We start from the raw sequence: 13490 nt of genomic DNA on the forward strand, positions 1-13490 counted from the left end.
GTTAGCAGGAAGATACTGTGAAAATAGTTAAAAAAAAACCATAGGGGCATTTTCCAAATACAATAACCCAGTCAAACCCCGGATTTCGGTAATAAACCGCGTTTCCGATGGGATTTTATAAAATTTTAATTTAATTTGTGCAATCGATTGCCTAAATCCGGACATTCACTGGAAAAAAAGCGAAATAATTTTTATACTTACTGCGATTTAAAAAAAACCAAAAAAATGGAGCATACGATAAACGCCACCCAAAGCACCTTTTTAACGGATGATTTCCTGTTAAAGAGTGATTTTGCCAAGGCCTTATACCACGATCATGCCAAAAAAATGCCGATCATCGACTACCATTGTCACCTTTCTCCTCACGATATTGCGACCAACCGGAAGTTTAAAAACATGAGTAGTATCTGGCTGGAAGGAGACCATTACAAATGGCGGGCCATGCGGACCTTGGGAGTATCGGAAAAATTCATTACCGGGGACTCTTCCGACAAAGAAAAGTTTTACAATTGGGCCAAATCGGTACCGCATACCATGCGAAATCCCCTGTACCACTGGACTCATCTCGAACTCCTCCGTTATTTTGGAATCGATCAGTTACTCAACGAAGATTCTGCCGATCAGATTTACGAAGAAACGACGGATATGCTCCAGCAGAAAGATTTTCAAACCCGCGGCCTACTTGCCAAAATGAACGTGGAAGTGGTCTGTACCACCGATGATCCCATCGATAGCCTGAGCTACCATCAGCAGGCAAAAGCCGAGAATATCGGTATCAAGCTTTTACCTGCATTCCGACCCGATAAAGCCTATGCAGTGGAGAACCCCAAAACCTACCTGGAATACCTGGACAAGCTTTCCGAGGTCAGCGGTCTGCCCATTCACTCCTACGAAGACTTGCTGGCTGCCCTCGAAAATCGCGTGGCCTATTTTCACGAAAATGGCGGACGATTGGCCGATCATGGGCTCGAACAACTCTATTTCTTTGATGAAAACGATCATGGAATAGACGATCTTTTCGCAGACGTTTGCAAAGGTAAAATCCTACATCCCGAGGAAATCCGCTTTTTTAAATTTAAAACCCTTTCCGCACTCAGCAAGATGTACCATGCCAAAGGTTGGACCCAACAATATCATCTGGGTGCTTTACGAAATACCAACGAGCGAATGGCGCGAATCCTGGGACCCGACACAGGATTTGATTCCATTGGAGACTTCCCGCAAAGTGTCGCGCTTGCACGATACCTGAATAAGCTGGATAGCACCGACCAACTGGCAAAAACCATTCTCTACAACCTCAATCCGGCGGACAACGAAGTAATGGCCACCATGGTGGGCAATTTTAATGATGGGTCCATTAAAGGTAAAGTTCAATTTGGCTCAGGGTGGTGGTACCTGGACCAGAAAGACGGTATGGAAAAACAAATGAACACCCTGTCAAACATGGGGATTCTGAGTTGTTTTGTGGGCATGCTCACCGATAACCGAAGTTTCTTGTCGTTTCCTCGCCACGAGTATTTTCGTAGGATTCTTTGCAACCTGATCGGACAAGATGTGGTAAATGGAGAACTCCCCGCGGACGAAAAATGGCTGGGACAAATGGTAGAAAATATCTGCTACTATAACGCCCGGGAGTATTTTGGCTTTTACGAAACCGACTGATACCTGGGTCGATTGAAATATAGAAAAAACACAAGCATCGAATCGTGCTTGTGTTTTTTTTTGACCTCATTGTTTTTTTTACATGAACTCTACGGGTTTGGGCGCAGGCTTGTGGAAATAGTGAGCGATACCAAAATACATCACTACTACAAAGCAAACCAACGGTACGTAGTACGAAAGGTGAATGCTTCCGGTAATGTCTGAGACCTGTCCCTGCGCAGCGGTGATCAACGCTCCTCCTAAAATAGCCATAATCAATCCCGATCCACCCAATTTGGTATCATTTCCCAGGCCTTCTGCCGAAAGTCCATAAATCGTAGGAAACATAAGCGACATACAGACCGAGATCAGCACCAGCGCCACAACGGCAGTCATACCGGTCCCGTATATCACCACCAAACTCAGCACGATGGCTAATAAGGAGGAAATCGCCAACAAGATGGATGGCTTGAAAAATTTCATCAGGGCGGTAAACAAAAAACGGCTGGCTGCAAATAAAATCAGTGACACCAGGTAATAATCGGAGGCCCCACTTTCCATCACGTCTAGTTCTGCCATGACGTAGCGAATGGTGAAAGACCACACGCCAATTTGGGCGCCCACGTAAAAGAACTGGGCCATCACCCCCCGAACATAGTTTTTATTTCTGGAAAGGCGCCTAAACCCAGCGATGATTCCGTCTCTTTCGATGGTTTCAGAAGCCACCGGCATGCGCACGGCCCGGATCACAAACCATACTAACACCAAAAAAATTGCTACCCCTACGTAGGTACTGACCACTCCGGCAAGCTCTTCTGCCTGAATGGCCTTCAAGGTTGCCGCATCCATGGAAGTTCGGTCTGCTGCCTCGGCCGTGTTTAACTGGGATAATATAAAAACCTTACTCAGGAAAACGCCGATTACCGACCCGATAGGATTAAAAGATTGGGCTAGATTCAGCCGCTGGGTGGCCGTCTCCGTGGGACCGATTACCAAAATGTAGGGATTGGCGGCTGTTTCCAAAATGGACAGCCCCCCTGCAAGCACGTACAAGGCGAGCAGAAAAAACCCATAAGACATCATCATTCCGGCCGGGTAAAATAGCAACGATCCAATAGCGAATAACCCTAAACCCAATAAGATACCTGATTTATAGGTATATTTTCGTATAAATACCGCGGCCGGCAAAGCCAGACAGAAGTAGGATCCGTAAAAAGCCAATTGTATCCAGGAAGTCTGAAAATCGCTCATGCTCATGATCCGTTTGAATGCAGCCAATAAGGTGTCGGTCATGTTATGTGCAACACCCCAGAGCATAAAAAGGGTGGTGAGCAAAAGGAAGGGCCAAAAGTTTTTTTTGGAAATCAGCTCGGTTTTTGCAGAGGTTATTTGTGAACTCATGGGTATAGTTTTTGAATTAATCTGAAAATAGAAAGGAGAAATCTGAAATCAACGAACGATCAATTAATTCTTGCCAAAATGCCGCAGGCAATCGGTCTTCGGCTGCTTGGATATTTTTTCGCACCAGTTCCGGACGATTGATACTCAGTGCAACACTGGAAATACCCGGGACAGACAGTGCAAATTGAATGCAGGCGTGAAAAGGAGCAATTCTGTGCTGCCTGCAGATTTCAAAAAACGCCTGTCTCCACGCTAGCTTTTCTTTTCCTTCTTCGCTTTGGGGATCCAATCTACGATAATCAAAGTAATCTTCTCCGACCAAAAAACCCGAATGGAAAATCGCCGCATTAATGATTCCTACGTCTGCTTTTTTGAGCCTGGCTACAAATTCCATCAAGTCCTCCGGATGGGAAAAAATAGACAAACTGTTTGCCAGCATGACGTAGTCCAGAGGAACCTCCTGATAGATCCTTCGAATCACTTTCCAATCCTTAGCGCCTACTCCTATGCCCTGGACCTTTCCGGCCTGCTTCAATTCAGCCAGTGCCCGGTAAGCTTCCAGGATTTGCTTCCATCGCTGGGATTTTTCCCGCTCATCTGCAGCGGTCATCAGGTACTCGTCCGGATCGTGTACCGAAATAAGTTGTGGCGCATACCCCTTCAGAAGAGCGGTGTCTTTCTCAAAACACTCTAAAATGCCGGCATAGCCTATTTTTTGCACCGCATCGTGTGTAATCCCTTTCCAAATGCCCGGCTCAAACGTAGGCTCTGCTGCTTCTAGTGGCACCCGTACCCAACCCAATTTGTTGCTGATAATTACCTTATTTTCGGGGGCACCCGAATTGGATAAAAACTCTCCCAATACCTCCAAGGCCAGTCCGGCACCGTATTTTCCGGCTGTGTCGAAAACGGTATGGGGTGCCGTGGCATCCATTATTTCCCTCAATATGGCAAATTTGTCTTCTTTCGGGTATTCCTGAAAAAGATTGCCGAGGGAACTACTCCCAAAAACCAGAGGGGGTACCTGCAAACCGGTCTTTCCTAAGGGACGTACGATCATTGTTCGGGAAGTTGGCGAAACTGCATGGTTTATTTCTTTCGTTTACCAAAGGTCCGGTCCCTTTCAAAGGTTTCCAGATGCCGGTGTTTTTTGGACTCGTAGATATCGGCGATAGTGATGAGGATACCCGTCTCCTCTACGGCACCAAATTCGTAGTTCATTGCCGTGCCAAAGGTCTTCATTGTGGACGACAAGTTCATGTACGTATTGATCAAGGGGGGTATGTTTTCTCCCAACGCCCTTATGTTCGAGTTGAGTAATTTGTACCCCTCTTTGTAACTCAGCCCGTCAAAAATCCCTTCGTATTGTACCGGATCGGTTTTGTAACCCAGGGGCGCAATGGGCCGGATCAACCTATCTTTATCTGGAAAATAATGATTCATAAAATAGAGCAGTAAATCCCGGGCGTTGGCATTGTAGTGCGGATACATGGTCACCTTTCCAAATAAATATTTTATGTCCGGATTGATCATCACTACGGCTCCGAGTCCGTCCCACAGGTTGTCCAGGGAAAAAATCCCCTTCCGGTTGTCCACGCTCGGCTGATAATTGGGCTGCACAAAGGAGCGCCCAAGTTCAATGGTATAGGGCAGGTAGTCCTTAACAAAGGCCTCCGAAAAGTCAAACAAGTGTGCCGTGGACAAATTTACATCCCCCTTGGATGTGAATCCAGCATCGGCGCATTTGATCAGGCGGTAACCGGCAATGATCTCTTTATCCTCCGGATTCCAGGCGATGAGCTGATCGTAACAATTTTCACAAGTATCATTTTCATCAATATCCAGGGGCAAACCGGTACCTCCACCCGCAGCACGAAACGAGACCTCACGCAACCTGCCAATTTCCTTGAGAACCTGGGGAGCATTGTGCTGATTGACCAGATAAATTTCATTCTCCCCATTGTTTACATATCTCAAAAAGCGCTCGGGCGTCAGTTCACGTTGTATAACCTCCCGGTCGATCGGGTTGATAATGTCTTGCATAAATCCTACTTGTCTTGGACAATGTTGTATACTATTTCTTTGACCTCTTCTGCCCAGTATTTATCCATTTTGGAGTCGTCAAAATACTTGTAAGAAATTGGTTTTCCTATATGGACAACAATTTTTTTGTTTTTTTGCCCAAACATCTCGTCCGCCAAATAAAACATCTCAATATTGGCCTTAACTCCTATTTTTTTTCTCAGGTTTGCCAAATTATAAAAAAAGGAGGAATTCCGTCCTTCTATGTATACGGGAACAACGTCTTTTTTGTATTTACGAGCTTTGTTTACAAAGCTTTTTTTCCATTCCAAATCCCGAATACCCTGCTCCTGCTTTCTGGAAACCAACCCGGCCGGAAAAACCAGAATCCCATTGTCCGAAGCATACGTCTCTTCAATCAGCTCCGCTCCCCGCTTGCCATTACTACCGTGCTTGTTTACCGGCACGAAGAGTTTTCCAAAATGAGGAATATTCATCAATAAGTCGTTGACTAAAAAACGCAGGTCACTCCGGTATTTTCCAAGCACGTGCATCAATACGATCCCATCCAACCCACCGAGAGGATGATTGGATGCAAAAATAACGCTTCGATCCAATGGAATGTGTTCCGCCCCCCGCACCTCTACGTCCACTCCGAATTCCTGAATAAGCGCATCCACAAAGTCCAGTTCTGTTCGGTCACCGTGGCGGACCATGATGCCGTTTATTTCCTCTTCGTGCACGATTCGTTTGATGTATCGAAGGACAAAACCGGGAAGCCATTTCAATAGGCCCGGATTTTTGGTTGCAATAACCTGTTTGATATCGATGAATTTCTTTTTTTCCACGAAAACGCTGATCTGTTTGACGAGTGAATTGGTTGCACTGCTACCAAGGAAAGGACCCCGGATGAATACCGGGGAGACCTGTAAGGACAATCCGATGCAACTAACTTTTCAGTAAGATTCTTCCAGGCAAAAATAGGTAAAATATCTTTACGGAATTAACTTCCTCCGGCCATCCGTTTTGAATCTTTTGTCTGCCTATGCGGCCCCTTCCCCATTTGATCTGATGATCGGACAGAGAGAATCGCAGGAACACCGCACGAACATTTATCCTATCTACCATGTTTTACCGGTGAATAAAACCAAACATGATGCAACTAGCAATTACAGGTGCCACCTCAGGCATTGGCGCGGAAACAGCAAAAGCGCTGGCACCAAAATGTAGCCAAATTTTCTTACTCGTCAGAAATGTAGAAAAAGCACGCGAGCTGGTGCAACGGCTGGACCCCCTGGGAACGCAGAAAAAATTCACGATCGTCCCTTGTGACCTTACCGACCTGCATTCAGTAGCCCGGGCAGCCAATACCCTGACTGAGGCCACGGATACGCTTGATCTATTGATCAATAACGCCGGAGGCATTTTTCCAAAAAAGAAACTGACCGGCGACGGTCACGAACGCACGTTTTCCGCCAATCACCTGGGGCACTTTCTGCTTACCGTCTTGCTACTTCCACTGCTTACGCATGGAACAGGCGGCCAGGTCATCAACGTGAGCTCCGAAGCGCATAAAGGTGCTGGTATTGATCCGGATGATTTGGAGCTGACTCAAACGTACAGCTCGTTCAAGGCTTATGCCAATGCCAAATTGTACAACATCCTATTTACCAAATCCCTGGCAGAAAAGTATGCCGATCAACATCTGGAAGCCTATGCCGTGCATCCAGGAGTAGTCAATACCGGATTCGGCAGCGAAAGCAAAGGCATCTTTAAAATCCTATTATCCCTGTTTAAGCCCTTGATGATCGGACCTGCCAAGGGGGCGGAAACGAGCGTTTTTTTAGCGACGACAGCAAAGGTCCCGGGTAAAAACGGTGCCTACTTCAAAAAGTCTAAAACCGCCTCCGTTTCCTCAAAAGCCCGCTCCAAAAAATTACGGGATCGCCTGTGGGAATACAGCATGGAGCAAGTGCATGCATACCTCCCCGCTCATTCCTCGTCTTCCTGAATCAGAATTGTTTCGGTAAGCACGGGAGCGGTCATAAAATACCCCATTACTGCCGAAGTACCGCTGATATTACTGATGGGATTTGCTGGTGGAGGACTAAACAATCCCCCATCATTGAATAAAAGAGAAACCATTTGGTTGAGATAATCGTAGGCACTTCGGTTCAAGCGCAGCATTTGCAGTTTTACTTTGTCGTCTTTCTCAAACGTAAATCCCGTTAACTCAAATCCATTGTTCAAAATGGTACTTCCAAACGTATCATCAAATAGAAAATAGTCAGACCGTCTGTTCAGGAGCGTGTCGTTCCGGGTAAGAATCAGGCGGTAAAAATTATTGTTCGGAAAGGGAATGTCTCCATACAAGGTAAGGTAGTACCCCTCGTCCGCAAAAAAACGCTCTTCTTTGAATGCATAGGTGATGCTATCCAAAATGGGCGGCTCCAAGGTGGTCCCGGTAGCCCCAAATTCACCCGCATCCAGTAGTACCCGTAACCGGTACTCGTGCCCTATCTCCGCGGCCTGTTGATTTACCGCAAGGTAATGTCCCAGCTCCTCTACGTAGCGAAATTCAACCATCCTTCCGCTGTTCAGGTCCTCGATTTCGACCAGGGCGTCCGTTATTCGTTCATTTTCCAGGGTATCGAAATAATCCCGGGAATAAGCCACCGATACGAAATTTTCGGAAGGATCGTCCGTCCATACCGCTTCGATGACGGGAATTCGTTCGACGGCTCCCAATGACATTTCCACCTCTTCCTGGCAGGAGGCAAACACTATTATCAGGCCGGCTATTGCAACTAGTCGCATGGATTTAAAACTTAAAATTGTATGTTACTGACGGAAGAATACCAAACAAATACGTCATCACTACTCCGGGTCTGGCGCTGGTAGCCGCTTCCCCCGGACCCGGCTCAAAGGTAATGTCGTCGTTGTAAATGGTCCTAAAATCGTAAGAAAAGGGGTTTTTGCGCCCATAGGCATTGTAAACACTGAAATTCCAGCTTCCCTGCCACCAGCGACCTTTATCTTTATTTTTTAATGTTACCGAGAGGTCCATCCGATGGTAATCCGGGAAGCGATCGCTGTTTCGCTGTTCACTATATAGCGGTACCCGCTGGTTGTCCACCAGGTAGGAGCCCGCCGGAAAGGTAACAGCAATGCCCGTGGTATAGATGAATGTACCGGAGAACGACAAGCGCTCACTTAACTGGTGGGAAAGTACCAGGCTAAGGTCATGCGGTCTGTCGAATCGCGGTGGATAGGGCCGCCCATTATTGATACCTGGAATTTCCCTAAACACGCGGGACCAGGTATAACTGAGCCAGCCGGTGGTTTTACCCACGTTTTTTCGCAACAAAAACTCCAGACCGTAGGACCAGCCATTTCCGGTAAGAAGTTCCGTTTCAATATTGTCTGTAAAGAGAACAGTAGCCCCCTGTTTTAAATCCACTATGTTCCGAAAATCCCGGTAATAGGCCTCCAGAGAAACTTCCCATCGATTATCGTTTAGGTTTTGAAACAAGCCGGCGGAAACCTGATCTCCGCGTATGGGCAAAATGTACCTTCCAGCCGGCACCCAGCGGTCGATCGGCAACCCGGCGGAATTATTGGAAGCCACCTGAATGTATTGGTAATTTCGGTTGAAGCCTCCCTTGATCGAGGTACCTTCCCCAATGCGGTACCGGGCACCAAACCGCGGTTCCCAACCCTGATACTGTTGCATCCTTTCGCCCAAACGGTATTCAAGGGTGTCCGTGACCAATCCTGTACCTCCCGGATCGTTGCTGTCGTACAGGTAATTCACCCCGTTACCTATCTGCTGGTAATTCCCAAAGCGCAGCCCCCCTTCGACACTTAGGCGCGGGCTGATTTCGGTAGTTCCGGACAGAAAAAAATTGAACTGAAGGCCTGTTCTGGGATTGGAATCCAAGGGTTCGATACCACTCTCAGGAGTTCCCCGCAGGTCTACCGGCGCAAAATGGTACAGCTGTCCGTGTACCCCCGCTTTTACTTCTGACTTCTCACCTGGGATCAACGTCCAGGACGCTTTCAGGCCAGTTTCCGAAAAATGATTGGACCAATCGAATCCATTTTCCTCGTCTCGAAGGCTGATCAGGTATTCGTATCGGCTGTAGTAGGCTGACAGGTCCAGGTAGTTGCGATCATTGACCTGCCGGTCCCAATTAAACGAATTGATCCAGTTGTTCCAACCCAAGCCAAACTGGCCGTCCAGGCCCAAAAAATCACTTCCGTAATAGGTGGAAAACGTGAATTTATTTTTTGGGCCGTTCCTCCACATGAGCTTTCCACTCAAGTCGTAAAAATACAGCTGATTGTCGTGAATGTCTTCGTTGGGAGAAAGGGGCAAAAACACGTCAGCATAGGTCCGGCGACCAGAAACCACGAAGGAAGCATTTTCCGAAAACAGCGGGCCGTCTACGGTAAGCCGAGAGCTGATACTGCCAATCCCGCCTTCGCCCTGAATTTTTTTTGTATTCCCCTCTCGGAGAGAAATATCGACCAATGAGGATACCCTCCCGCCGTACTCGGCAGGAATATTGCCTTTGTACAAGGCCACGTCGCTTAGCGCATCAGGATTGAAAACGGAGAAAAAGCCGAAGAAGTGCGAAGGATTGTATATGGGTGCTCCGTCGATCTGAATCAAGTTCTGATCGGCAGATCCCCCTCTGACAAACAATCCGGTAGTGCCCTCCCCTGCGGTGGTCACCCCGGGGAGCAGCTGAATTCCGCGGAGCAAATCCACTTCCCCAAATAAAGCCGGTATCCGTTTAAGTTCCTGCCCGGAAATCACATTTTTACCCATTTCGGTGCTTACCACGTGGTGATCCTGGCTTCTTTCGGAAACCACCACTTCCTCAAGCATCCACTCCTCCGGACTTAAGAAAAACTGAAGACCATCCATTTTCGAACCCTTCTTTATGGGCCTGGAAATTGATTGAAAGCCCAAAAAACGAACCACCAGCGTCCCCTCTGTCCCGGGAAGGTAGATGGAAAAGCGACCTTCCCCGTCCGTCACGGTACCCTCGTCTTCATTTCCCTCGAAATACACGGCAGCTCCCGGTAAGGGGTCGCCGGAGGTTTTGTCCATTACCTGCCCCTGTATTTCGGAAAGCTCCTGCGCTATGGATGGAATTGAAATCGAAATGAAGGCAAAACAAATGGATAACGGTACCCAAAAATGTTTTTTTGAAAAAACAAACATAACTAGTGAACGATGGAATGAAACCGATAAAGGTAAAAGAAAGATTGCCTCTGATGCATCAAAAGAGATAACGGCATCGGGTAAAAATGGTTATGGAATCCAACCATTATTCCGGCAGCAAATGGGTAATTTTTCCGATTCGGTAATAATTCGGACTTTACCATTTCGTTTTACGTATTAATGATTAATTTCAAGCCATGATTTGGGCATATCCTGATACCACCTTATTACTCATCCTGGCTATCGTTTTCGTTTTGCTGTACGGGATCTATTTGTACCGTTTCTGGAAAATAAATCAAAAGATCAATGTCAAAAAACGTCGGTTGGTCTGGAAGATGCTATTGCGCAGCGTGTATTTTGCTCTGTTTTTGCTTGCTATGGCCGGACCTTCCATTGGAAATGCCATGAAAGAAATCAAACAGGAAGGAAAAGACCTCTTTCTGGCTATCGACTTGTCCCGTTCCATGAATGCCGAAGACATCCAGCCCAGTCGCCTGCAGCGTATCAAATTTGAGTTGAAAAATCTAGTTAAAAATTTTAGTTCAGATCGGGTCGGAATCATTATTTTTTCTTCAGAAGCATTTATCCAGTGTCCTCTTACCTTCGATCAGAACGTAATTCAATTGCATCTGGATGGCTTGAACACCGGTTTGGTTCCCAACTCCGGCACCGATATTGCCGCGCCTTTACTGATGGCCTATGATAAGTTTATGAACGACGAAAGCCAGGAGCCAAAGTCAAAAGCCATCATCCTGATCAGCGATGGGGAGGATTTTGGTGGGGAGCTGGAGGGTACCCTGGAAAAACTCCGCGACTCCGGCATAAAGGTATTCAGTATGGGAATCGGAACGCGTGCAGGCAGTACAATCCCAAGAGGAAGTGGAGTGGTGATCGACCAGTCCACCAACCGACCGGCCATCTCCCGCCTTAGTTCCGAAAACCTGAAGCAAATTGCGGGTCAGACCGACGGCGACTATTTCGAGTTGAGTGAGGACCTGCAGGAAATTCCACAGCTTATTGACGCCATCGCCAATCTGGAGGGAACGGTAATGGCCAGTCGTACGGTGGAAGCTTCGTCGAATAAATATTTCTATTTTCTGCTTGCGGCATTGGTGTTGGCGGTATTGGATGCGCTAATGCCCGTCAGGACTTTATCCATCTAACCAACGATTTCTACCATGATGTACCGGTACCTACTTTGGATTTTGCTACTGATTCCTGCAGACTGGAAGAAAATTGCCCTGACCAATGAAGCGTTGGCAAAAGCGGAACGATCCTTTAAAGAGGCCGATTACGAAAACGCGGTCCGAAACCACCTGGCTCTGGTAGAGGAACACGGACTCGAACAGCCGGAGATACGGTTTAATCTGGCACTAAGTTACCAAAACAACGGCCAGGAAGAAGACGCAAAAAAAACCTATGAGCCATTGGTGTCTGCGCCTGGCCACACAATACCTTCGTTTGCGGCCAACCAACAAGGAGTCCTACTCGGAAACGAACAAAAGTACCAGGAAGCACTTTCCTACTTCAAAACGGCATTGCTTAAGGAACCCGGCAACGAACACGCACGTTACAATTACGAACTTCTAAGTCGCTGGCTGGAAGGGAATGAAGAAAATCAGGAAAACGAAGAGAACAGAGAAGATGAAGACCAGATACAACCTTCCAATTACGCCAAGCGCATGAAAGCGCAGGCAGACGAAATGGTCAATCGTTTTCAGTTTGGAGAGGCTGCACAAATCATGGAACGAGCGCTGGAAATTGATGAAACAGTGGCTCACTACCAAAAGTTTATGGATCACCTAAACGAGATCAATGAAATCAATGAAATCCAATAGCCGGCTGCTTCTGGCTGCAGTCCTTGCGTGGATCGGTCCCCTGAGCCTTGTGGCCCAGTCCGAAACGGAGTATTTTAATCAGGCGGCCAGGCAATATGTCAACGAAGACATTCGTGCTACCAGCCAGCTTTTGGCCGAAGGGTTGGAGAAATACCCGGAGGATCCGAAACTTAATGCACTTTGGGAAAAACTTCAAAAACAGCAGGAAGAGCAAGAAAAAAAGGATCAGAATAACCAGGAGCAACAAGAGCAGGAAGAATCGGAAGATCAGGAGCAGCAGGACCAGGAGAGCCAGGATCAGGAAAGTGGAGAGGGAGAGGAAGAAACCCAGGAGGATGGAGCAGATGAGTCCGATGAAATGGAGGAGCCTCGAGGAGAGCAAACCGAAGAAAATCAGGAATCGGAGGATAGTAGCGATATGGAAAGCGATCTCAGTGATCGGGAAAAGGCCATGGAGGAATTGCGTCAGCGACTTGAAGAAATGAACATCACACCGGAACAGGCAGAGCAAATCCTGGATGCGATGAACAGCAATGAATTGCGATACATTCAACAAAACCGGAAGAAGCCTACAGAGCAACCTAAAAGGGGCTTGCCTGACTATTGAGCCGCATCAGTCGCTTAGGATTCACCAAGAAATATGTCATGAAATTGTTTTTCGGGTTGGCCATTCTACAGGTAGGTTGGGTACCGATGCCCGCTTTGGCACAGGTAGAGGTTAGCTATTACGATGCCGAGAACAATCAAGTAAAAGAGCGGTACGAAACACAGGATGGACTGCCCCACGGTCGCTACCAGCGCTACGATCCTTTTGGCAATCTTACTCAGGTGGGGCAGTTTTTGGACGGCGAAAAAACCGGCCTGTTTGTGGAATTGCATCCGCAGTCCGGAGACACCTTGAAAATTACTCCCTACCTGGCCGATCAGGTTCAGGGCGAGGTGGTATCGTTTTACCCGAGCGGTCAGATAGCCCAGCGAGCCTTCTTCCAAAACGGCCTTCTACAAGGAGTGCTGGAGTCGTTCTTTCCCTCTGGAGAAATAAAGGGCCGCGTGGATTTTCGGGAAGGAAAACCGCACGGGATCCAGGAAACCTTTTATTCCAACGGGCAGGTGCAGGAGCGAACCACGTTTGATCAGGGAGTACCGGAGGGCCTGTACCAAAAGTATTCGGAAGATGGCCAACTATTGCTCGAAAAAACCTTCCGAGAAGGACAGCTCGAGGGCTTGGCTATCGAATTTCACGCAAACGAACAGAAAGCCTTCTATGTTGCTTTCCTAATTTGCGGGGATATTTTTTCTTGAGAAAGATACATTTTATCTTTAAAACATGAATCTGAAGAGGAAGTGGGCTCTGC

The 13490-nt window shown here is 47.3% G+C and carries 13 protein-coding genes; 7 read left to right on the forward strand and 6 right to left on the reverse strand.

The genetic code is table 11. The features are described 5' to 3' along the window. Window positions 1-225 precede the first annotated feature (225 nt). A complete protein-coding gene (gene uxaC / locus ABWH99_RS20110; protein ID WP_375583593.1) occupies window positions 226-1662 on the forward strand; it encodes a glucuronate isomerase in 1437 nt (478 codons plus the stop codon). Window positions 1663-1740: 78 nt separating this feature from the next. Here uxaC and fucP read toward each other — a convergent pair whose 3' ends face one another. Genes fucP through ABWH99_RS20130 form a run of 4 tightly spaced genes read right to left on the reverse strand, consistent with a single transcriptional unit; the run spans window position 1741 to window position 5912 of the window. Further along, window positions 1741-3042, reverse strand: a complete 1302-nt coding sequence (fucP, locus tag ABWH99_RS20115; protein ID WP_375583594.1) for an L-fucose:H+ symporter permease — start codon at window positions 3040-3042, stop codon at window positions 1741-1743. A 16-nt stretch (window positions 3043-3058) separates the two neighbouring features. Next, the gene (locus ABWH99_RS20120; protein WP_375583595.1) at window positions 3059-4102 is read right to left on the reverse strand and encodes an aldo/keto reductase; all 1044 of its coding nucleotides are present in this window, start codon (window positions 4100-4102) and stop codon (window positions 3059-3061) included. 29 nt (window positions 4103-4131) lie between these two features. After that, window positions 4132-5085, reverse strand: a complete 954-nt coding sequence (locus ABWH99_RS20125; protein WP_375583596.1) for a GNAT family N-acetyltransferase — start codon at window positions 5083-5085, stop codon at window positions 4132-4134. Window positions 5086-5090: 5 nt separating this feature from the next. Further along, on the reverse strand, window positions 5091-5912 hold the full coding sequence (locus ABWH99_RS20130) for a 1-acyl-sn-glycerol-3-phosphate acyltransferase (RefSeq protein WP_375583597.1): 822 nt from the start codon (window positions 5910-5912) through the stop codon (window positions 5091-5093). Window positions 5913-6217: 305 nt separating this feature from the next. On the opposite strand from ABWH99_RS20130, the gene ABWH99_RS20135 reads away from it, so the two are divergent. Beyond that, complete coding sequence (locus ABWH99_RS20135) at window positions 6218-7075, forward strand: SDR family NAD(P)-dependent oxidoreductase (protein ID WP_375583598.1); 858 nt, start codon at window positions 6218-6220, stop codon at window positions 7073-7075. On the opposite strand, the gene ABWH99_RS20140 is transcribed toward ABWH99_RS20135, so the two are convergent. Together ABWH99_RS20140 and ABWH99_RS20145 are read right to left on the reverse strand one after the other, a co-directional pair. Further along, a complete protein-coding gene (locus ABWH99_RS20140; RefSeq protein ID WP_375583599.1) occupies window positions 7057-7881 on the reverse strand; it encodes a DUF4249 family protein in 825 nt (274 codons plus the stop codon). The two genes, ABWH99_RS20135 and ABWH99_RS20140, sit on opposite strands and share 19 nt — an antisense overlap. Before the next feature lie 4 nt (window positions 7882-7885). Beyond that, window positions 7886-10183, reverse strand: coding sequence for a TonB-dependent receptor domain-containing protein (locus ABWH99_RS20145; RefSeq protein ID WP_375583600.1), 2298 nt, complete (start codon window positions 10181-10183; stop codon window positions 7886-7888). A 34-nt stretch (window positions 10184-10217) separates the two neighbouring features. On the opposite strand from ABWH99_RS20145, the gene ABWH99_RS20150 reads away from it, so the two are divergent. From ABWH99_RS20150 to ABWH99_RS20170, 5 genes are read left to right on the forward strand one after another with little or no spacing between them, the layout of a single operon-like run. Beyond that, window positions 10218-10478: a hypothetical protein gene (locus ABWH99_RS20150; protein ID WP_375583601.1), complete on the forward strand. Its 261-nt coding sequence runs from the start codon at window positions 10218-10220 to the stop codon at window positions 10476-10478. A 16-nt stretch (window positions 10479-10494) separates the two neighbouring features. Beyond that, window positions 10495-11460, forward strand: a complete 966-nt coding sequence (locus tag ABWH99_RS20155; protein ID WP_375583602.1) for a VWA domain-containing protein — start codon at window positions 10495-10497, stop codon at window positions 11458-11460. A 15-nt stretch (window positions 11461-11475) separates the two neighbouring features. After that, window positions 11476-12135 (forward strand): hypothetical protein, encoded by a 660-nt coding sequence (locus ABWH99_RS20160; protein WP_375583603.1) that lies wholly within the window; start codon window positions 11476-11478, stop codon window positions 12133-12135. After that, on the forward strand, window positions 12113-12742 hold the full coding sequence (locus ABWH99_RS20165) for a hypothetical protein (RefSeq protein ID WP_375583604.1): 630 nt from the start codon (window positions 12113-12115) through the stop codon (window positions 12740-12742). The genes ABWH99_RS20160 and ABWH99_RS20165 overlap by 23 nt, the downstream gene beginning before the upstream one ends. A 38-nt stretch (window positions 12743-12780) precedes the next feature. Next, on the forward strand, window positions 12781-13437 hold the full coding sequence (locus ABWH99_RS20170) for a toxin-antitoxin system YwqK family antitoxin (RefSeq protein WP_375583605.1): 657 nt from the start codon (window positions 12781-12783) through the stop codon (window positions 13435-13437). The last annotated feature ends 53 nt before the right edge of the window (window positions 13438-13490 follow it).

Source organism: Cyclobacterium xiamenense (assembly GCF_042140265.1).
In the GTDB taxonomy this organism is placed as follows: Bacteria; Bacteroidota; Bacteroidia; order Cytophagales; family Cyclobacteriaceae; genus Cyclobacterium; species Cyclobacterium xiamenense_A.